This window comes from Staphylococcus sp. M0911 (genome assembly GCF_003491325.1).
In the GTDB taxonomy this organism is placed as follows: Bacteria; Bacillota; Bacilli; order Staphylococcales; family Staphylococcaceae; genus Staphylococcus; species Staphylococcus warneri_A.
This window is the reverse complement of record NZ_CP022881.1, coordinates 1,585,613-1,607,673: the sequence shown is the minus strand read 5'-3', so window position 1 is coordinate 1,607,673 and position 22,061 is coordinate 1,585,613. Positions and strand designations below refer to the sequence as shown.

Sequence of the window (22,061 nt, the reverse complement as noted above, 5' to 3'; positions counted from 1 at the left end):
GGAGAATAACATGGTTTATTTAAAATCAATAGACGCCGTAGGATTTAAATCATTTGCAGACCATACTGATGTGCAGTTTGATAAAGGCGTAACAGCTATTGTTGGTCCAAATGGTAGCGGTAAAAGTAATATTACGGATGCAATCAAATGGGTATTAGGTGAGCAATCAGCGAAGTCACTTCGTGGTTCTAAAATGGAAGATATTATCTTTTCAGGTGCTGAACATCGTAAGCCTCAAAATTTTGCAGAAGTAAAATTAAAATTAGATAATCATTCAAAAAAATTACAAATAGATGCAGAAGTGGTAGAGGTTACACGACGTCTTTATAGAAGTGGCGAAAGTGAATACTATTTAAATAATGATCGCGCTCGATTAAAAGATATCATTGATTTATTTTTAGATTCTGGTTTAGGTAAAGAAGCATTCTCAATCATATCTCAAGGTAGAGTGGACGAGATTTTAAATGCAAAACCAATTGATCGTAGACAAATTATTGAAGAATCAGCAGGCGTTTTAAAATATAAAAAGCGTAAAGCAGAATCTGTGCAAAAATTAGATCAAACTGAAGATAATTTATCACGTGTAGAAGATATTCTTTATGATTTAGAAGGAAGAGTTGAACCTTTAAAAGAAGAAGCAGCCATTGCTAAAGAATATAAACAACTGTCATCTGAAATGAAAAAAAGTGACGTAATTGTGACTGTTCATGATATTGATCAATATACACAGGATAATAGTCAGTTAGATGAACAACTCAATGATTTAAAAGGGAAACAAGCGAATAAAGAAGCTGAACAAAGTCAAATCAATCAATTATTACAAAAGTATAAAGGCCAAAGGCAAGAGCTAGATCAAAGTATAGAACGATTAAATTATGAACTAGTAAAAGCTACAGAAGAATTCGAAAAGTACTCTGGTCAACTTAATGTGCTTGAAGAAAGAAAAAAGAATCAATCAGAAACCAATGCTAGGTTTGAAGAAGAACAAGATAATTTAATGTCACAATTAGACAACCTTAAATCTGAAAAAGAACAAGCAGTACAAACATTAAACCAATTAAAACAAAAGCAAAAAGAACTTAATCAGACGATACAAACGTTAGAATCAAAGCTATATGTTTCAGACGAACAACACGATGAGAAATTAGAAGAAATCAAAAATAAATATTACACGTTGATGTCCGAACAATCGGATGTCAATAATGATATACGCTTTTTAGAACATACAATCAATGAAAACGAAGCGAAAAAATCACGTTTAGATTCCAGATTAGTTGAAGCATTTAATCAATTAAAAGATATTCAAAATAGTATTTCGAATACCGAACAAGAATATCAACAAGTACAGAAAGATATGCATCAAACTGAACAACAAATCAAAAATGTCGAAAAACAATTAACTGAATCGAAGCAACTACAAACTGAATTCGAAAATAAATTGTATCAAGCGTATAGATATAACGAAAAGTTAAAATCACGTATTGATAGTCTTGCTACTCAAGAAGAAGATTACACTTACTTCTTTAATGGTGTTAAACATATTCTTAAAGCTAAAGATAAAGAATTAAATGGTATTCACGGTGCTGTTGCGGAAATTATAGATGTTCCTTCACAATTAACGCAAGCGATAGAAACAGCTTTAGGAGCATCGTTACAACATGTCATTGTAGAAGATGAAAAAGATGGCCGTCAGGCAATACAATTTTTAAAACAACGTAGTTTAGGACGTGCCACATTCCTGCCTTTAAATGTTATTCAACCTAGGTATTTAGCTGCAGATATTAAATCGACAGCACAAGCTTCTGACGGCTTTGTGAACATTGCTTCAGATGCAGTGAAAGTATCTTCTAAATATAAAAATATCGTGGAAAATTTACTAGGTAATACTATTATTGTAGATGATTTAAAACATGCAAATGAATTAGCAAGATCGATACGTTATCGTACAAGAATTGTGACGCTTGAAGGCGATGTTGTTAATCCAGGTGGTTCCATGACTGGTGGGGGCGCCCGTAAAACTAAAAGCATCTTAACACAAAAAGATGAGCTAACAACGATGCGTCATCAATTAGAAAATTATCAAAAGCAGACACAAGAGTTTGAGAAACAGTTCCAATCACATCAAGCACAATCTGAAAAGTTAAGTGAAAAATATTTTGAGTTAAGTCAAAGTTATAATAACTTAAAAGAAAAAGCACATGGCTATGAGTTAGAGCTTGATCGCTTGAAGAAACAAGAAACACATTTAAAAGATGAACATGAAGAGTTTGAATTTGAAAAAAATGATGGTTATCAAAGTGATGAAAGTAAAGCAACACTGGAGCAAAAACAACAGCATCTATCTGAAATTCAAACTCAACTTAAACAATTAGAAGTAGATATTGAAAAGTATACGAAGCTATCTAAAGAAGGTAAAGAAACGACTACCCAAACTCAACAACACTTACATCAAAAACAATCTGATCTTGCAGTTGTTAAAGAACGAATTAAAGGGCAACAACAAGAAATCGAGCGCTTAGAAAAACAATTACAAAGTACCGAACAACAACTTGATACAGTTAAAGAAAAAATACAATTATTTAATTCTGATGAAATGATGGGTGAACAGGCTTTTGATAAAATCAAGGCACAAATTGCTGATAAAGAGCGAACTCGAACGGAATTAAATGAACAACTTGATGAAATGAAGCAGCGACGAGTTGACTTAAATCAGATGATTGAAGACAATGATAGTAAGCTACAAGAATGTCATCAAGACTTATTATCTATCGAAAACCATTATCAAGATATTAAAGCCAATCAATCTAAATTAGATGTCCTTATTAATCATGCGATTGATCATTTGAATGATGAATATCAACTGACTGTCGAACGTGCACGTATGCTCTATGACAACGATGAGGATATTGATCAGCTACGTAAAAAGGTCAAACTAACTAAAATGTCAATTGACGAATTAGGTCCAGTTAATTTAAATGCGATTGAGCAATTTGAAGAATTAAATGAACGATATACATTTTTAAATGAACAAAGAACAGATTTAAGAGAAGCTAAATCAACATTAGAACAGATCATCAACGAAATGGATAAAGAAGTAGAAGACAGATTTAAAGAAACGTTCCATGCTGTACAAAGTCACTTTAGTGATGTCTTTAAACAACTATTCGGTGGTGGACAAGCTGAATTACAATTAACAGAAGATGATTATTTAGCAGCTGGTGTCGATATTATTGTTCAACCCCCAGGTAAAAAACTACAACATTTATCTTTATTAAGTGGTGGAGAGCGCGCATTAAGTGCAATTGCTTTATTATTTGCTATATTAAAAGTAAGATCAGCACCATTTGTTATATTAGATGAGGTAGAAGCGGCATTAGATGAAGCCAATGTGATTCGTTACGCACAATACCTCAATGAATTATCTGATCAAACACAATTTATAGTTATTACACACCGAAAAGGTACGATGGAATTTTCAGACCGACTATACGGTGTAACTATGCAAGAATCAGGAGTATCAAAATTAGTAAGTGTTAACCTAAATACAATAGATGAGGTTATGAAGGAGGAAGAAGCATGAGCTTTTTTAAACGCTTAAAAGATAAATTTTCAGGACCAAGTGAAGAAGACATAGAAAAGGAATTATCCAGTGAAGAGGTTTCAGATGATTCTTCTAAACAAATGGATGATGAACCACAAGCATCTCAACATGAACAAGAAGAAGATAAACCCAAAAAGAAACCTAGAAAATTAAGTGAAGCAGATTTTGATGAAGATGGCTTAATTTCCATTGAAGATTTTGAAGAGATAGAAGCACAAAAAATCGGTGCAAAATTTAAAGCTGGTTTAGAAAAATCTAGAGAAAACTTCCAAGAACAGTTAAACAATTTAATTGCGCGCTATAGAAAAGTCGATGAAGAATTCTTTGAAGCTTTAGAAGAAATGTTAATAACAGCCGATGTAGGTTTCAATACGGTAATGCAATTAACTGAAGAACTTCGTGCTGAAGCACAACGTCGTAACATTCAAGAAACAGAAGATTTACGTGAAGTTATTGTTGAAAAAATCGTAGAAATTTATCACCAAGAAGATGATAAATCAGAAGCGATGAATCTTGAAGATGGACGCTTAAATGTTATTTTAATGGTCGGTGTCAATGGTGTAGGTAAAACGACAACAATTGGTAAATTAGCATACCGTTATAAAATGGAAGGTAAAAAAGTCATGCTTGCTGCAGGTGATACATTTAGAGCAGGAGCTATTGAACAATTAAAAGTTTGGGGAGAGCGAGTTGGCGTTGAAGTTATTAGTCAAAGCGAAGGTTCAGACCCAGCCGCAGTGATGTATGACGCAATTAATGCCGCTAAAAATAAACAAGTAGATATTTTAATTTGTGATACTGCAGGACGTTTACAAAATAAATCTAATTTAATGCAAGAATTAGAAAAAGTAAAACGTGTTATTGGTAGAGCTGTTCCTGACGCACCTCATGAAGCTTTACTGTGCTTAGATGCTACAACTGGTCAAAATGCATTATCACAAGCCCGTACATTCAAAGAAGTAACGAATGTTTCAGGTATCGTATTAACTAAATTAGATGGTACTGCCAAAGGTGGTATTGTTTTAGCAATCAGAAACGAACTTAAAATACCTGTTAAATATGTAGGTTTAGGTGAAAAATTAGATGACTTACAACCATTCAATCCTGAAAGCTATGTTTATGGACTATTTGCTGATATGATTGAACAAAATGAAGAGATTCCAGATGAATTAGCAGAATCTCCATCTGATAATGGAGATGCATCTCATGAGCCAAAATGATTTAGTAAAAACACTACGAATGAATTATCTTTTTGATTTTTATCAATCTTTGCTGACTGATAAACAAAGAAACTACTTAGAATTATTTTACTTACAAGATTATGCATTAAGTGAAATTGCTGATACTTTTAATGTGAGTAGACAAGCAGTTTATGATAATATAAGAAGAACTGGCGATTTAGTAGAAGATTATGAAACTAAATTAGGATTATACAAAAGGTTTGAACAACGACGAGATATTTATGATCAAATGAAACAATCTCTTGATAAACCAGAATTATTGAAGCAATATATAGATCAATTAGAAGAATTAGAATAGCGATAAAAAGAGGAGGGAATAATTATGGCATTTGAAGGATTGTCGGATCGCTTACAGGCATCTATGCAAAGAATGCGCGGCAAGGGTAAAGTAACAGAAGCAGATATCAAAGCAATGATGCGTGAAGTTCGTCTTGCGTTATTAGAAGCCGACGTTAACTTTAAAGTCGTAAAGGATTTCGTCAAAACTGTCTCAGAACGAGCATTAGGCTCAGATGTGATGCAGTCATTAACACCTGGACAACAAGTTATTAAAATTGTTCAAGATGAATTAACTAATTTAATGGGTGGCGAGAATTCAACGATTAAAATGGCTAATAAGCCCCCAACTGTTGTCATGATGGTTGGTTTGCAAGGTGCAGGTAAAACTACAACTGCAGGTAAATTAGCACTTTTAATGCGTAAAAAATATAATAAAAAACCAATGTTAGTTGCTGGAGATATTTATCGTCCAGCTGCCATTGATCAGTTACAAACAGTAGGTAAACAACTAGATGTCCCAGTTTATAGTGAAGGAGATCAAGTTAAACCACAACAAATCGTTCAAAATGCATTAGCACATGCTAAAGAAGAGCATTTAGACTTTGTCATTATTGATACAGCAGGTCGTTTGCATATTGACGAAGCATTGATGAATGAATTGCAAGAAGTTAAAGAAATTGCTAAACCAGATGAAATTATGTTGGTTGTCGATGCAATGACTGGTCAAGATGCAGTTAATGTTGCACAATCATTTGATGAACAATTAGATGTAACGGGTGTGACATTAACTAAATTAGATGGTGACACTCGTGGTGGTGCTGCATTATCAATACGTTCAGTAACTCAAAAACCAATTAAATTTGTAGGTATGAGTGAAAAGCTTGATGGTTTAGAATTATTCCACCCAGAACGTATGGCGTCCCGTATTTTAGGTATGGGTGATGTTTTAAGTTTAATTGAAAAAGCGCAACAAGATGTCGATCAAGATAAAGCTAAAGATTTAGAAAAGAAAATGAGAGACTCGTCTTTCACATTAGATGATTTCCTAGAACAACTAGATCAAGTTAAAAATCTTGGACCACTAGACGACATCATGAAAATGATTCCAGGTATGAATAAGATGAAAGGCTTAGATCAACTTAATATGAGTGACAAACAAATCGATCATATTAAAGCGATTATTCAATCCATGACACCAAGTGAAAGAGCGAATCCAGCGATGTTAAACGTTTCTCGTAAAAAACGTATCGCAAAAGGGTCTGGACGTTCTTTACAAGAAGTCAATCGTTTGATGAAGCAATTTAATGACATGAAGAAAATGATGAAACAATTCACTGGTGGCGGTAAAGGTAAGAAAGCGAAACGAAGCCAGATGGAAAATATGTTAAAAGGTATGAACTTACCTTTCTAATATGAAGTTTTATTCCAACAGATGTATGTCTGTTGGAATTTTTATATTTAATTAAAATCGAATGTTTGATTAGGGTCATAAAAATCAATTTATTATGTGAATTTAATGAAGATGAAACGCTTGATATAGATGAATATCATGGTCTAAATTTATATGTGGCAGTAGCTGACTGGCAGAAAATACGCTTATTCTAAGCTACTTTCTAGCCTAGTCAGCATTGCCGGGGTGAGACATAGAAATAATAACAATTATTTCTGTCTCACTCCCATAACCAACACTAATTTTTCTGAAAGAAAGGAACGCCTTAGCTAAAGCTAATGCATAACCAAATCTACAATTCATTTCATGAATTTAATAAAGATGTAACGCTTGAGACCAAGGCTCAAGCATAACCAACACTAATTTTTCTGAAAGAAAAAAGTGTTGGTAAAGCAAAATGTCTTTACAAAGTTTAATATACCTGTTATTATTTATTCTTGTAGAAAATAAAAATTGAAATGTTTAAAGGAGAGTTTTATAATGGCAGTTAAAATTCGTTTAACTCGTTTAGGTTCAAAAAGAAATCCATTCTATCGTATCGTAGTTGCAGATGCTCGTTCACCACGTGATGGTCGTATCATCGAACAAATCGGTACTTACAATCCAGCACACGTTAATGCTCCAGAAGTTAAAATTGACGAAGAATTAGCATTAAAATGGTTAAAAGACGGTGCAAAACCAACTGATACAGTTCATAATATCTTATCAAGAGAAGGTATTTTGAAAAAATTCGATGACCAAAAAAACGCTAAATAATCATAGTCACTCGTGACGTGTTTATATATTTAGTTGAAAGGGCGCCATATATTGGTGTCCTTTTTTATTTTTGATTGATTAAGAAAAAATGCATGTATAACGTATTAATCAATGATATAGTAAAATCATTAATTAACAATATTTAAATTTACAAGGAGGTTAGTCATTATGGAAGTGGAGGTAGGACAAATCGTCAATACCCATGGAATTAAAGGAGAAGTCAAAGTGAAATCTAATTCAGATTTTACAGATACACGTTTTCAACCGGGTGAAGTGTTAACAGCAAAATTAAATCAAATTGAAAAAGAGTTGACTGTGACGTCATATCGTACACACAAAGGATTTCATATGTTGAAATTTGAAGGTATTGACAACATCAATGATATCGAGTATTTAAAAGGCGCTGTACTATATCAAGAACGAGACCATGAAGATATCGAACTTGAAGAAAATGAATTTTATTATTCAGATATTATAGGATGTACTGTATTTGATGATGAACAACAGCCAATTGGTCGCATAACTAGTATTTTTGAAACAGGCGCTAATGATGTGTGGGTTGTAAAAGGAGACAAAGAATATTTAATTCCTTACATAGCAGATGTTGTTAAAGACGTTGATGTAGAAAATAAAACAGTCATTATCACACCAATGGAAGGACTGTTAGATTAATGAAAATCGATTATTTAACTTTATTTCCGGAAATGTTTGATGGCGTACTCAATCATTCTATTTTAAAAAGAGCGCAAGACAAAGAAATTATAAATGTGAATACTATCAATTTTAGAGATTATTCGGTAAATAAACATAATCAAGTAGATGACTATCCATTTGGTGGAGGACAAGGTATGGTATTAAAGCCTGAGCCAGTGTTTAATGCGATGGAAGACATCAATAGGACCGATGATACTCGTGTTATATTAATGTGTCCTCAAGGGCGTCCATTTACGCAAGACATTGCCCAAGAATTAAGTGAAGCCAAACATATTGTGTTTATATGCGGTCATTATGAAGGTTATGATGAACGTATAAGAGAACATTTAGTAACTGACGAAATTTCCATGGGAGATTATGTGTTAACAGGTGGCGAATTACCTGCAATGACTATGACTGATGCTATCGTTAGATTAATTCCCGGAGTACTTGGTAATGAACAGTCACACCAGGATGATTCATTCTCTGATGGATTACTAGAATTCCCACAATATACAAGACCACGTGAGTATAATGGAATGAAGGTACCAGATGTATTATTATCTGGCAATCATGCTCATATTGATCAATGGCGTCATGAACAGAAACTGATTCGCACTTTGAATAAGAGACCGGATTTATTAGAGCAATATGATTTAACAGATAAAGATAAAAAAATAATCCAAACATACAAAAACCAATTGAAAAATGACTAACGTTATGCTAACATAATTTAAGTGTGAAAAAACACTAAAAATCACTATGATCCGCTGCTATACATTTGTCTAGGCAAGAACATAGGTTGAAGAGGAGAATTTATAATGAGTAATCATAAGTTAATCGAAGCAGTAACTAAATCACAATTACGTACAGATTTACCTTCATTCCGTCCAGGTGACACTTTACGTGTACACGTTCGTATCATTGAAGGTTCACGTGAACGTATCCAAGTATTCGAAGGTGTTGTAATTAAACGCCGTGGTGGAGGAATTTCAGAAACTTTCACAGTTCGTAAAATTTCTTCAGGTGTAGGTGTGGAACGTACATTCCCATTACACACTCCAAAAATCGAAAAAATCGAAGTTAAACGTCGCGGTAAAGTACGTCGTGCTAAATTATACTACTTACGTAATTTACGTGGTAAAGCTGCTAGAATTCAAGAAATTCGTTAATCAGCCAATTCGATCAATAAAATGGAATCATAACAGATTCAAACATCAAGCATTAAACTGTTGTCACTTTAGACAAAGTTTAATGCTTTTTTATTTATATTCATATAAAAAAGATGGTCGAGGAACTCACTATTGTGTCCTACGACCATCTTTTTCATCAATTAATTATTCTTTTTCATATTTCTAGCAAATATCATACTAAGGACAACACCAATAATTGAGATTACGATAAGTAAATAAAAGTGTGGCGGAGTGTATGTTAATCGAATTATTTCTTGGCCTTTATTTACAGGTATAGCTGTCATAATACCATTTGCTTTTTTAACATCCACTGCGTGACCGTCAATCGTTGCCTTCATCCCTTTGGCATAAGGGATAGGCATGATTAAATAGCCATTTTGTTGTTTATCTTTTTTAATTGTATAGCCATTTCTTTGTTTATGAATTTCCACTTTTTTCAATTGTTTTGCTGATTTGCGTAAAGTTTGATATTTTTCCCCATAAATGCCGTTAATCTTAAGTCGATATTTACCTGGTGAAAGCTTAATATTTAATAGGTCAGACGACGTTACTCTCATAGTGACTGGACTTACAAATCTACGATATTTATATGTGAGAGGATTCCTTTCTTGACTATATTCATTAACACCAACGCGATGTTTCTTGTCAGGTGCTAACAATTCGACATCCATTTCTACATATAAATCTTTATAACGTTGTGCATAAGATTTTGGTAATTGAAGCTCTATACCACCGTTATTTTTGGTAACTTCAATCTGATGGTTTTTGATTTGCTTAGCATGATTTAATTTAATATCAGCTTGGGATATAAGGTTAGAATTTGGCTTAAATGATGTATTTGGTTTTGAACTTTTATCATTCAATACGACGCCTTGAATCATTGCTTGTTCACGGTCTAAAGGTGATTTTAAATCACTTGAATCATAAATTTTATTTGTGATATGTGCTGCAGGATAATCAATCATATTATGTGAATGAATCCATTGATCATCTTTATCTTTTATTAACTTTTCCTTTTCGAATCCATAAGGCATATTTATATCGTTAGGATGTCTAAGACGATCTTCAACACCCCACAGTGCCATTAAGTTAGCACGATTTCCTAAATAGCGATAGGTACTGTTTTTATCTACTGGCATATTGATTTGCATCATTTTATCGTAATATTTCAAAATGTCTCCATCAAATATACTTGAATAGAGAGAAATACCGTTATAGTGGTAAATAAATGGTGAATTTAAACCATAGAATGACATATAATCTATTCTTGATAATGGATTAGATTGAGATCTTTTAATATGTTGAATAGTTTTATTTAATGCTTTACCTCTGTAGCTTGGGTCATCAATTGTTTTCATCGTTGTTTGGTATGGCTCAATTGTATTTTGCGTAGTGATATGTTCAATACCAAGTTGTTGCATGAATATCAACAACACGAGTGCGATTTGAATCCATCTTTTTGATTGAAGTTGTGGTTGCTTAATCAGTAAAGCTAATAAACATATCAATACGATTGACACTGGAATCCAGAATAAGTTTTTTTCTGCTAATGCAAAATAAACAATCCCGTAAATGGTTATAGGGATAGCAATCAGACTATATCTTTTAAGAGATAATTCACTGATATGTTGTATGAATAATACGACTAAAGCACTTGAAGAAAGTGTTAAAGCGTATACCCAACGTCTTTGTGGCATCGAAAAACCATTAAAAGCACTATCAAAGTATTGAGATAGAGAACCAATAAGTAATATCCAAGTAATCATCGCAAATAATTTAAAATAATAATGACGATATAATTTAAATGAAAATAAAGCAATAATAGTAATAAACGTAATGGTTATATAAAAGCCATCTGAAAAAATATTAAAATTAGGATTAACAAGATCTGTAAATAATGGTGTTTTAAGTTTAGGATTTTGTGCTCGGTCATTATTAAAAAATGACGATAATACTGTATATAAGCCTAAAATACTACTCATTACGCTTAATAAAACACCGATAATGAGTAAATAGCATTTTTGCCATCTATTAACGATATCATTAGGGTGAACGACGATGACTCTATACATAAAGTAAAAGCCTAAGACAATTGCTTGATAATAGCTAAAATAGAAATTCATAAATAAAGTTAAAGCAATGACAAAGATAAATAACCCTATTTTCTTCTCTTTGAAGAAGCGTTCCATCGCAAATAATGATAGTGGTAATAGAATTAACAAATTACCGTAAAATGACCATGTAAAGTTATAGTAGATAACTACGGTTGACATACCATACATTATCGTTGCCACTATAATTGCTAGAGGTTTTAACTTTATGTATTTAAAGAAATAAAACGTACAGATAAATGTAATAACTGTTCTAACATATGCCATAATGAGTTGATTAATTGGCCAATAACTAATATCGTGAGGATTTGCTAACCCCATGTTTTCTAATATCCATATCGTTAAAAAGTTTAACCACATTAAAGGCGACATGGAATAATAATATGCCAAGCCCTTTACATAATCTCCACCTAATCCAAAGGATTCATCATAAAATCCTTTGAATTGCGTGAAGTGTTCATATAGATACATTTGAAAGGGCATCATTTGCCTAAAGCCATCACCTTCACCACTAAAGACAATACCTTGAGTGATAAAACGGTAAATGAATGGAATATATATGCATAATGATAAAATGCAACTTAAAATAATAATTGAAGATAATAATAAGAATGGCTTAGAAACAATTTTTTTAAACACTATGTGTCCTCTTCTTTCTCTTTTTAGGATAAATGTATTTAATGAATAACCAACTTATAATAATGCTTAAAATCGAAACGAATATCATTGTATTCCATAAAGGTGGTTGATATTTAATGACTATTGTTTTGGCATTTTTTTCTACTGGTACAGCTGTCATCATGCCATTGGCTTTATAAACATTTTCTTGTTCTCCATCAACAAAAGCTTTCATACCATTTCGATATGGAATGTTAATAGTTGCTATACCTTTTGAATGTTTATCTAAATTAACTTTGACGCCATTTTTAATGTCATGATATTTCAAATTAAAGTTTGCGTTTTCATGTGCTTTTTTGAGCTTATCATAATTTTCACCATTTAGGTTCAATAATTGAAAATCAAAAGTGCCTTTTGGTGATAGTTGAATCGTTATATCACCATTCTTATCGGGTTGTGTTCGGTAAAGTTGTGTATCTACACCGATTCTATAAACAGAATCATTGTATAAACGATTGTTACTATATTGATTAATACCCACTGTATAATTACTATCTGGTAAACCTCTTTTAATTTTCATAGTTAAATAAAAATCAGTATAACGTTTTTGTAAGGACTTAGGTAAATGAAGTTTAACTTTACCTGAAGATTGAGTGACTTTAATATGATGTTTATTTGATTTAACAATGTTTTGACTAGAGATATCAACTTGATTTAATAAATTTTTAGCTTTTTGTTTATAGTTTGTTCCTTTATTATTTAATACCACACCGTCTAACATTGCATGTTCTCTATCTATAGGGGTCTTTAAAGATTTACTATCATAAATATGATTTGTCACTTTAACTGAAGGAAGATTAAGTGCATTTTCGTAAATAGAATATTGACCGGCAGATTTAACTTTTTTAAAGAAACTTGGGATATTATGTTGATACTCTTTCAACATGACGTATCGAATAGAAAACAGACTGGCAATATTTTGTCTACCATTCGTCGATTGATAACGACTCAGTGATTCTTCAGCCATGTTAATCTTTAAATCGTCATAATAATCATCGAGTATATTATGATGGAAAATACTTGAATACAAACTTAATCCTTTGAAATGTTGATACATAGGTGTGTTGTCTTGCTCGTTGACACGCCAATCAATACGCTCATCATTACGTTTAGAATCATTCATTTGCTTAACTAACGCGCGTTGTAATTCGGAACTATACATATTGGAATTAAGGTAGAACGTATTTGCTCTATCTTTATGATCTTCAAAGTATATTTGATTCTTTATAAAAACAATTGACACCATAATGTTAAGTATGGCAATGGCAATGATAAATAGATAGGTCAATTTGGTACGACTCGTTCTATCGTTGATAATTAAAATACATAAACCAATGACAGATACGATAGGCACCAATATAATCCATGCAACATACGTATGATATATAATTGCACTAATAAATATGACGCTTTGAGCCAATATACTTGTGATGAGATATGATTTAATCGATATAGTTTTAAAATATTTTACATAAAGGCCTATTAGCATTGCTGAATTAAATGCAATGATAAAATGCCATCTTTTTTGAGGTGCAGAAAACCCATTAAATAATTGGTCTATAAATGGAATAAAATTAAAACATATAAATATAATAGTTAAAATGGCAAATACTCGATAATAAAAGTGTCTATATAATTTGAAACTTAAAATAGCTTGGATAGTTATAAATAAAATGACGATTAAATAATTATCAAAAAATAAATTTGTATTTGCATCCAAATGTTCAAAGTGTGGCACCTTACCTGAGAAAGGTACTCTACGGTTATTTAAATAACTTTGAACACTATGGTAAAAAATAAAAAGACTATTACCGAACGATAAAAAACCACTGATACCAAAGATGCAGAGCGCTTGCTTACGATTGGCTAAATCATTAGGATGTCTAAAGATAATTCTAAGAATGATATAACCAGCACCAATGATAAGTAAGTAATAAGCAAAATAAAAATTATTAATCAATATGAGCGACGTTGTAACAACAAATAAACCTATTTTTTTACATGTTAAATATCGTTCTATAGATAAAAGTAACAAAGGCATGAAAATGAAAACATCACTAAAAAATGGCCAGTATACGGTGAATCTAAAATATAACGGTGATATTACAAATAAAAAGGCCATAAGTAGACTGATAAGATGATGTTTTGTTAGATGCTTTGCAAATAAATAAGTACAATAAAGTGCAATACTTGCTTTAATAATAGAAACGATAAGTGCGTTATTCATCCAAAATAATAATTGAGATGTGTCTAAATGAATAAACAGCTTGAACAGCATAATGGCGAATGCGTTGATTATAAAGAGTATATTTGTAGAAAAGTAATAGCTTAAATCGGTGAAGAAGTCACCACCTAATCCAAAATCTGATGAATAAAACCAGTTACCGTGACTCCATTGATTAAATAGAAACATTTGGATAGGAACCATTTGTTCCATACCATCATTAGGTCCGGTAAAAAGTATGCCATCATGATAAAATTTATATATAACGTAGCTATGACCAACAAGTGATAAAAGTACGAATATGAATATGTATTTAAGTAATTTTTTCATGTCTTTCTCCTACTTGCATATATTTATCATGAGCATGTTTTACACTACCAAAAGTTAAGTGGTTTATATGTTAATTTTAAATTCATGCTTATTATCAAATTGTAGGTGATAGTATGATTGATGAAAAGTATTTATGCTTCTGTTTTAGACATTTTACAAAATCTTAAAATATAAAAATTGAAGTAAAATGGTCAAACAAGCTTATCGTGTTAAACTAAACCTAGTCTAGATGAAGATGTTAGCGTATAATTTGAACAATATGTATTTTAGAAAAATTGATAGTAACGAAAGGTGATAACTATGGCAATTCAATGGTATCCAGGACATATGGCTAAAGCCAAAAGGGAAGTAAGTGAGCAATTAAAAAAAGTTGATGTTGTGTTTGAACTTGTCGATGCTCGTATTCCTTATAGCTCAAGAAACCCAATGATTGATGAAGTAATTAAACAAAAACCTAGAGTGGTTATTTTAAATAAAAAAGATATGACAAACTTAAAAGAACTAGAAAAATGGGAACAATTTTTTGAAGAGAAAGGGTATTATCCAGTTGCTGTAGATGCGAAGCATGGTAAAAATTTAAAAGATGTTGAGAAAGCAGCAATACAAGCTACTAAAGAGAAATTTGAGCGTGAAAAAGCGAAAGGTTTAAGACCAAGAGCGATAAGAGCAATGATTGTTGGTATACCTAATGTTGGTAAATCAACACTCATTAATAAACTTGCCAATCGTAGTATTGCACAAACTGGTAATAAACCAGGTGTTACGAAACAACAACAATGGATTAAAGTAGGTAATTCTTTACAATTATTAGATACACCAGGAATTTTATGGCCAAAATTCGAAGACGAAGAAGTAGGTAAAAAATTGAGTCTAACAGGTGCAATTAAAGATAGCATTGTTCATTTAGACGAAGTAGCCATTTACGGTCTTCAATTTATGATTGAAAGAGATTTAGATGGATTAAAAAATCACTATAATATTGACGTTGATGAACAAGCTGAAATATTAGAATGGTTTGATGCAATTGGTCGTCGTAGAGGCCTTCTGCAAAAGGGTAACGAAGTAGATTATGAAGCAGTTATTGAACTTATTATTTATGAAATTCGTAATGCTAAAATTGGTACATATTGCTTTGATATTTTTAAAGAAATGAAGCGTGACATAGAACATGAGTAAAACAATTAAAGAGATGAAATCAATTATTGATCAAATTGATTCTCTAGAGGTGCTTGAACAACATGAATGTAATAACGATGCGCGTAAAGGTGTTCAAAAAGCCATTGCTTCACGTAGAAAACAATTAGAAAAAGAATTAGCATTAATTCGTAATTATGAAGATATGAATAGGTATGAAAATGATATATTAGCTCAAAATAACAAAGCAATTATTTGCGGTATTGATGAAGTTGGAAGAGGACCGCTTGCTGGACCGGTCGTGGCATGTGCAGTGATTTTAAATCCAGGACATCGATATCTAGGTCTAAACGATTCAAAAAAAGTATCTGCCAAAAATAGAGCAATCTTGAATCAACAATTAAAAGAGGGTGTGACAGATTATGCATATGGCATTGCGACATCAGCAGAAATTGATGAAATGAATATCTATCAAGCAACGCGGTTGGCTATGCAACGTGCTATTGATCAATTAAACATTCAACCAACTCAATTATTAATTGATGCGATGACTTTAGATAATGAGATTAGCCAAACATCGATTATTAAAGGTGATGCTAAAAGTGTATCTATTGCAGCTGCAAGTATCATGGCCAAAGAGTACCGAGATCATTATATGAAGGATTTAGCGAAACAATATCCTGGTTATGATTTCGAAAAAAATGTTGGTTATGGTACTAAAGCTCATCTTGAAGGTATAGCTCAAAATGGTGTCATATCAGAGCATCGTAAAACTTTTGAACCGATTAAATCAATCTTACAATAGTTTGAATTTTAAATTAATTGCAAAAAAGATGGTGTATCAGTTTACAATAACGCTTACATTTTTTATAATTAATAGGGAACTTAACCTAAGAAACAGGAGGATGGAAGATGAATATCCACGAGTATCAAGGTAAAGAAATATTTCGTTCAATGGGCGTTGCCGTTCCAGAAGGACGAGTAGCATTTACTGCTGACGAAGCGGTGGAAAAAGCGAAAGAATTAGATTCAGATGTATATGTGGTTAAAGCACAAATACACGCTGGGGGTAGAGGTAAAGCAGGCGGTGTTAAAATTGCTAAATCACTATCTGAAGTTGAAACTTACGCTAATGAATTATTAGGTAAACAATTAGTTACACATCAAACAGGACCTGAAGGTAAAGAAGTTAAACGCTTGTATATCGAACAAGGTTGCGATATTCAAAAAGAATATTATGTAGGTTTTGTAATTGATCGTGCTACTGATAAAGTGACTTTAATGGCTTCAGAAGAAGGCGGTACTGAAATTGAAGAAGTAGCTGCTAAAACACCTGAAAAAATCTTTAAAGAAACAATTGATCCAGTTGTAGGATTATCACCTTACCAAGCACGTAGAATTGCTTTCAATATTAATATTCCTAAAGAATCAATTAATAAAGCAGCGAAATTCTTAATTTCACTTTACAATGTATTTATTGAAAAAGATTGTTCAATCGTTGAAATTAACCCACTAGTAACTACTGGTGATGGTGATGTTTTAGCATTAGATGCTAAACTTAATTTCGATGATAATGCTTTATTCAGACATAAAGATATTATGGAATTAAGAGACTTAGAAGAAGAAGATCCAAAAGAAATCGAAGCGTCTAAATATGATTTATCATATATCGCTTTAGATGGAGATATTGGTTGTATGGTTAATGGTGCAGGTTTAGCCATGGCTACAATGGATACAATCAATCATTTTGGTGGAAATCCGGCTAACTTCTTAGACGTTGGTGGCGGTGCTACTAAAGAAAAAGTTACTGAAGCATTCAAAATCATCTTAGGTGATGAACATGTTAAAGGTATCTTTGTAAATATCTTTGGTGGAATCATGAAATGTGACGTCATTGCTGAAGGTATCGTTGCAGCAGTTAAAGAAGTAGAGTTAACTTTACCACTTGTAGTACGTTTAGAAGGTACAAACGTAGAACGCGGTAAAGAAATCTTAAATGATTCAGGTTTAGCGATTGAACCAGCATCTACTATGGCTGAAGGTGCTCAAAAAATTGTTAAACTTGTGAAAGAATCATAAGGAAAGGATGGGAACACTAAGATGAGTGTATTTATAGATAAAAATACTAAAGTAATTGTACAAGGTATTACAGGGTCTACTGCCCTTTTCCATACAAAACAAATGTTAGATTATGGAACACAAATTGTCGCAGGGGTAACACCTGGTAAAGGTGGACAAGTAGTAGAAGGTGTTCCAGTATACAATACTGTAGAAGAAGCAAAACAAGAAACTGGTGCTAATGTATCAGTAGTTTATGTGCCTGCGCTATTTGCTGCAGACTCAATTTTAGAAGCAGCTGATGCAGAATTAGACATGGTTATTTGTATTACTGAGCATATTCCTGTTGTAGATATGGTTAAAGTTAAACGTTATTTACAAGGTAGAAAAACACGTTTAGTAGGACCAAACTGCCCAGGTGTTATTACAGCAGATGAATGTAAAATTGGTATTATGCCAGGTTATATTCATAAAAAAGGTCACGTAGGTGTTGTATCTCGTTCAGGTACATTAACATATGAAGCAGTTCACCAATTAACTGAAGAAGGTATTGGTCAAACAACTGCTGTAGGTATCGGCGGTGACCCAGTTAACGGTACTAACTTCATCGATGTATTAAAAGCATTCAATGAAGACCCTGAAACTAAAGCGGTTGTTATGATTGGTGAAATCGGTGGTACAGCTGAAGAAGAAGCAGCTGAATGGATTAAAGCCAACATGACTAAACCAGTTGTAGGATTCATTGGTGGTCAAACAGCACCTCCAGGAAAACGTATGGGCCATGCTGGTGCCATTATTTCTGGTGGTAAAGGTACTGCATCAGAAAAAATTAAAACTTTAAATAGTTGTGGTGTAGAAACAGCTAACACACCTTCTGAAATTGGTACAACATTAATCGAAGCAGCTAAAAAAGCTGGTATTTACGAAGAATTATTAACTGTAAAATAATCAGTATGAATAATGTTTGTTATGAGCTTAGACACTTCTAAAAGTGTCTAAGCTTTTTTGTGAGCATTATATTATTACGATTATTTGTTCATATGTCATTTCAGTTGTATAAAGAGTTGATAGTTTTACTTCTTAAAAGTACGTTACAATTAGTGCTAAGATGTTTTTCAACTGTAATATTTTAATGAGTTATTTCTTTGTATAATTAAGTTAAAGGAGTAATGAACTTGAACGAATACTTTTTACTTAAATTATACTGGTCGCAATTTACAACCTCTCAAATCCATCAATTCTATCGGTACTACCCACATATTTTCCAAATGACTCCTAAAGAACAAGAAACGTCATTATTACGCTGGATAACACATCATCATCCTATGTTTCTTTCTAAATTTCATAAATATAAACAAATAAATATACAAGAAATTATGAAAATTCTTCGACAATTACATGTAAAATATATCACTTGTTTCGACCAAGGTTATCCACATTTATTAAAAGAAATCTATGATTATCCATTTGTTCTATTTTATAAAGGAGATGAAAAGCTATTTTTAAGTAGTCAAACTCTAGCCATAGTTGGGTCTAGGAAATGTACACATTATACTCAAGAAACGCTTCATTTTCTTTTTCCTTCATTTAAAGATAAAAATATTACAATCATTTCTGGACTAGCAGAAGGCGCTGATAGTGAAGCACACATACAAGCATTGAAAAATCATTTACCAACCATTGCAGTACTAGGTTTTGGACACCATTATTATTATCCTAGATCCTCGGTTTCATTAAGAAATCGGATTGAAAAAGAGGGGTTAGTCATTTCTGAATATCCACCTTTTTCGCCAATTGCTAAATATAAGTTTCCAGAAAGAAATAGGATTATTAGTGGTTTGTCAAAAGGTGTATTACTAACTGAGGCAAACGAAAGAAGTGGTAGCAGAATTACAATTGATTGTGCATTAGAACAAAATAGAAACGTGTATGTTTTACCAGGTAAATTATTTGATTCCAAAACAAAAGGCAATTTATTATTACACCAAGAAGGGGCTACTATAGTCGTTAGTGAAGAAGATATTTTACAAGACTATTTAAATTGATAAAATAGTTTGTATGAGACAATTAGACATAATGAAAATGGATTAAAATCATTAAAGAAATGATTGGGAAATTAAATAAAAGATAAAACAAAATGCTTGATAAAATATTAAAACATTGACAAAAACAAAATTAAACGTTTATCATTTATCTTTAGTAATTAGATTAGCAAGGGGGAAATCACTTTGGCAGATAATTTAGTCATAGTTGAGTCGCCTGCAAAAGCTAAAACCATTGAAAAGTATTTAGGAAAAAGATATAAAGTTATTGCTTCAATGGGACACGTTCGTGATTTACCTAGAAGTCAAATGGGCGTGGACACTGAAGATAACTATGAACCCAAATATATAACAATACGTGGTAAAGGTCCTGTCGTTAAAGAATTGAAAAAGCATGCTAAGAAAGCTAAAAAAGTTTTTCTAGCTAGTGACCCTGACCGCGAAGGTGAAGCGATTGCTTGGCATTTATCAAAAATTTTAGAATTAGAAGATTCAAAAGAAAACAGAGTAGTATTTAATGAAATAACTAAAGATGCAGTAAAGGATAGTTTCAAACACCCTAGAGGTATTGAAATGGATTTAGTAGATGCGCAACAAGCACGTCGTATACTTGATAGATTAGTGGGTTATAATATTTCTCCAGTCTTATGGAAGAAGGTTAAAAAAGGTTTATCAGCTGGACGTGTACAATCTGTAGCATTGAAACTCGTAATTGATAGAGAAAATGAAATAAGAAACTTTAAACCAGAAGAATATTGGACAATTGAAGGTGAGTTTAGATATAAAAAGTCTAAATTTACAGCCAAATTCCTTCATTATAAAAACAAACCATATAAATTAAATAAAAAAGAAGACGTTGAAAAAATTACTGCAGCGTTAGATGGAGACGAGTTTGAAATAACAAATGTTAATAAAAAAGAAAAAACACGTAATCCAGCTAATCCATTTACAACGTCTACACTTCAACAAGAGGCGGCACGTAAACTGAATTTTAAAGCACGTAAAACAATGATGATTGCACAACAACTATATGAAGGTATTGATTTGAAACGACAAGGAACAGTTGGTTTAATTACCTATATGCGTACTGATTCAACTCGTATCTCAGATCAAGCTAAATCAGAAGCTAAAAATTATATCATTGACAAGTATGGCAATGAATATGTATCTAATAGGAAAGCATCTGGTAAACAAGGGGATCAAGATGCCCATGAAGCTATAAGACCTACAAGCACACTAAGAACACCAGAAGAAATGAAACCGTTCTTAACACGTGACCAACATCGATTATATAAATTGATATGGGAACGTTTCGTAGCTAGTCAAATGGCTCCAGCAATTTTAGATACTATTGCTTTAGATGTCACTCAGAATGATATTAAATTCAGAGCGAATGGTCAGACAATAAAATTTAAAGGTTTCATGACATTATATGTTGAAACTAAAGATGATAAAGACAGTGATAAAGAAAATAAATTACCTAAATTAGAACAAGGTGATAAAGTCACTGCTACACAAATTGAACCTGCACAACATTTTACACAACCACCACCAAGATATACCGAAGCACGGTTAGTTAAAACATTAGAAGAATTGAAGATTGGACGACCTTCTACGTATGCACCAACGATAGATACAATTCAAAAGCGTAACTACGTTAAACTTGAAAGTAAACGTTTCATGCCAACAGAATTAGGTGAAATCGTTTATGAACAAGTGAAAGAATACTTCCCAGAAATTATCGATGTCGAATTTACAGTTAATATGGAAACATTACTTGATAAAATTGCAGAAGGTGACATGAATTGGAGAAAAGTTGTTGGTGACTTCTACAATAGTTTCAAACAAGATGTTGAACGTGCTGAAGAGGAAATGGAAAAAATTGAGATAAAAGATGAACCTGCTGGAGAAGACTGTGAAGTTTGTGGCTCTCCAATGGTTATTAAAATGGGAAGATACGGAAAATTCATGGCATGTTCCAATTTCCCAGATTGTCGAAATACAAAAGCAATTGTTAAGACTATCGGTGTTAAGTGCCCTACGTGTAAAGATGGAGAAGTAGTTGAACGTAAATCTAAGAAAAATAGAATTTTTTATGGTTGTTCTAATTATCCAGAATGTGATTTCATCTCATGGGATAAACCGGTAGGCAGAGATTGTCCAAAATGTAATCATTACCTAGTTGATAAGAAAAAAGGTCGAAGTAGCCAAGTGACTTGTTCAAATTGTGATTACAAAGAAGAAGTACAAAAATAGATATGACTTATATAA

At 32.3% G+C, this 22,061-nt stretch carries 16 protein-coding genes; 14 read left to right on the top strand and 2 right to left on the bottom strand.

Annotated features, from left to right (window positions below):
* Positions 1-10: 10 nt before the first annotated feature.
* The 8 genes from smc to rplS all read left to right on the top strand — a co-directional run bounded on the left by smc (position 11) and on the right by rplS (position 9,192).
* Complete coding sequence (gene smc, locus ssp1_RS07730; protein ID WP_118828173.1) at positions 11-3,580, top strand: chromosome segregation protein SMC; 3,570 nt, start codon at positions 11-13, stop codon at positions 3,578-3,580.
* Positions 3,577-4,821 (top strand): signal recognition particle-docking protein FtsY, encoded by a 1,245-nt coding sequence (ftsY, locus tag ssp1_RS07725; protein ID WP_107535785.1) that lies wholly within the window; start codon positions 3,577-3,579, stop codon positions 4,819-4,821. The genes smc and ftsY overlap by 4 nt, the downstream gene beginning before the upstream one ends.
* Positions 4,808-5,140 carry a putative DNA-binding protein gene (locus ssp1_RS07720; protein ID WP_002450575.1) on the top strand — a complete coding sequence of 111 codons (333 nt, stop codon included), beginning with the start codon at positions 4,808-4,810 and terminating at the stop codon, positions 5,138-5,140. The genes ftsY and ssp1_RS07720 overlap by 14 nt, the downstream gene beginning before the upstream one ends.
* A gap of 24 nt (positions 5,141-5,164) precedes the next feature.
* Complete coding sequence (gene ffh / locus ssp1_RS07715; protein ID WP_002450574.1) at positions 5,165-6,532, top strand: signal recognition particle protein; 1,368 nt, start codon at positions 5,165-5,167, stop codon at positions 6,530-6,532.
* A 519-nt stretch (positions 6,533-7,051) separates the two neighbouring features.
* Positions 7,052-7,327 (top strand): 30S ribosomal protein S16, encoded by a 276-nt coding sequence (gene rpsP / locus ssp1_RS07710; RefSeq protein WP_023375169.1) that lies wholly within the window; start codon positions 7,052-7,054, stop codon positions 7,325-7,327.
* 168 nt (positions 7,328-7,495) lie between these two features.
* Positions 7,496-7,999, top strand: coding sequence for a ribosome maturation factor RimM (rimM, locus tag ssp1_RS07705; RefSeq protein WP_002450572.1), 504 nt, complete (start codon positions 7,496-7,498; stop codon positions 7,997-7,999).
* A complete protein-coding gene (trmD, locus tag ssp1_RS07700; RefSeq protein ID WP_002450571.1) occupies positions 7,999-8,736 on the top strand; it encodes a tRNA (guanosine(37)-N1)-methyltransferase TrmD in 738 nt (245 codons plus the stop codon). The genes rimM and trmD overlap by 1 nt, the downstream gene beginning before the upstream one ends.
* Positions 8,737-8,841: 105 nt before the next feature.
* Complete coding sequence (gene rplS, locus ssp1_RS07695; protein ID WP_002450570.1) at positions 8,842-9,192, top strand: 50S ribosomal protein L19; 351 nt, start codon at positions 8,842-8,844, stop codon at positions 9,190-9,192.
* Positions 9,193-9,353: 161 nt separating this feature from the next.
* Here rplS and ssp1_RS07690 read toward each other — a convergent pair whose 3' ends face one another.
* Both ssp1_RS07690 and ssp1_RS07685 read right to left on the bottom strand, forming a co-directional pair.
* The gene (locus tag ssp1_RS07690) at positions 9,354-11,963 is read right to left on the bottom strand and encodes a YfhO family protein (protein ID WP_118828172.1); all 2,610 of its coding nucleotides are present in this window, start codon (positions 11,961-11,963) and stop codon (positions 9,354-9,356) included.
* The gene (locus ssp1_RS07685; RefSeq protein WP_075777934.1) at positions 11,956-14,556 is read right to left on the bottom strand and encodes a YfhO family protein; all 2,601 of its coding nucleotides are present in this window, start codon (positions 14,554-14,556) and stop codon (positions 11,956-11,958) included. Before ssp1_RS07685 ends, ssp1_RS07690 begins: the two co-directional genes overlap by 8 nt.
* Before the next feature lie 300 nt (positions 14,557-14,856).
* Here ssp1_RS07685 and ylqF point away from each other — a divergent pair, with 300 nt between their 5' ends.
* From ylqF to topA, 6 genes are all read left to right on the top strand, one after another.
* Positions 14,857-15,732 (top strand): ribosome biogenesis GTPase YlqF, encoded by an 876-nt coding sequence (gene ylqF / locus ssp1_RS07680; RefSeq protein ID WP_049425626.1) that lies wholly within the window; start codon positions 14,857-14,859, stop codon positions 15,730-15,732.
* Positions 15,725-16,495: a ribonuclease HII gene (locus ssp1_RS07675; RefSeq protein WP_049425627.1), complete on the top strand. Its 771-nt coding sequence runs from the start codon at positions 15,725-15,727 to the stop codon at positions 16,493-16,495. The genes ylqF and ssp1_RS07675 overlap by 8 nt, the downstream gene beginning before the upstream one ends.
* 107 nt (positions 16,496-16,602) lie before the next feature.
* Positions 16,603-17,769, top strand: coding sequence for an ADP-forming succinate--CoA ligase subunit beta (gene sucC / locus ssp1_RS07670; RefSeq protein ID WP_118828171.1), 1,167 nt, complete (start codon positions 16,603-16,605; stop codon positions 17,767-17,769).
* Between the two features lie 21 nt (positions 17,770-17,790).
* A complete protein-coding gene (sucD, locus tag ssp1_RS07665) occupies positions 17,791-18,696 on the top strand; it encodes a succinate--CoA ligase subunit alpha (protein ID WP_118828170.1) in 906 nt (301 codons plus the stop codon).
* A 221-nt stretch (positions 18,697-18,917) separates the two neighbouring features.
* Entirely contained in the window at positions 18,918-19,793 is an 876-nt protein-coding gene (dprA, locus tag ssp1_RS07660; RefSeq protein ID WP_420031064.1) for a DNA-processing protein DprA, read from the top strand.
* 177 nt (positions 19,794-19,970) lie between these two features.
* The gene (gene topA, locus ssp1_RS07655; RefSeq protein ID WP_171970108.1) at positions 19,971-22,046 is read left to right on the top strand and encodes a type I DNA topoisomerase; all 2,076 of its coding nucleotides are present in this window, start codon (positions 19,971-19,973) and stop codon (positions 22,044-22,046) included.
* Positions 22,047-22,061: the final 15 nt, after the last annotated feature.

Excerpts from the sequence above, each read along its gene's own strand:
- ylqF (WP_049425626.1), top strand. The coding sequence starts at position 14,857 with ATGGCAATTCAATGGTATCCAGGACATATGGCTAAAGCCAAAAGGGAA.
- rpsP (WP_023375169.1), top strand. The coding sequence starts at position 7,052 with ATGGCAGTTAAAATTCGTTTAACTCGTTTAGGTTCAAAAAGAAATCCA.
- ftsY (WP_107535785.1), top strand. The coding sequence starts at position 3,577 with ATGAGCTTTTTTAAACGCTTAAAAGATAAATTTTCAGGACCAAGTGAA.
- ffh (WP_002450574.1), top strand. The coding sequence starts at position 5,165 with ATGGCATTTGAAGGATTGTCGGATCGCTTACAGGCATCTATGCAAAGA.
- trmD (WP_002450571.1), top strand. The coding sequence starts at position 7,999 with ATGAAAATCGATTATTTAACTTTATTTCCGGAAATGTTTGATGGCGTA.
- ssp1_RS07675 (WP_049425627.1), top strand. The coding sequence starts at position 15,725 with ATGAGTAAAACAATTAAAGAGATGAAATCAATTATTGATCAAATTGAT.
- sucC (WP_118828171.1), top strand. The coding sequence starts at position 16,603 with ATGAATATCCACGAGTATCAAGGTAAAGAAATATTTCGTTCAATGGGC.
- ssp1_RS07720 (WP_002450575.1), top strand. The coding sequence starts at position 4,808 with ATGAGCCAAAATGATTTAGTAAAAACACTACGAATGAATTATCTTTTT.
- smc (WP_118828173.1), top strand. The coding sequence starts at position 11 with ATGGTTTATTTAAAATCAATAGACGCCGTAGGATTTAAATCATTTGCA.
- sucD (WP_118828170.1), top strand. The coding sequence starts at position 17,791 with ATGAGTGTATTTATAGATAAAAATACTAAAGTAATTGTACAAGGTATT.
- rimM (WP_002450572.1), top strand. The coding sequence starts at position 7,496 with ATGGAAGTGGAGGTAGGACAAATCGTCAATACCCATGGAATTAAAGGA.
- ssp1_RS07685 (WP_075777934.1), bottom strand. The coding sequence starts at position 14,556 with ATGAAAAAATTACTTAAATACATATTCATATTCGTACTTTTATCACTT.
- dprA (WP_420031064.1), top strand. The coding sequence starts at position 18,918 with ATGAACTTGAACGAATACTTTTTACTTAAATTATACTGGTCGCAATTT.
- rplS (WP_002450570.1), top strand. The coding sequence starts at position 8,842 with ATGAGTAATCATAAGTTAATCGAAGCAGTAACTAAATCACAATTACGT.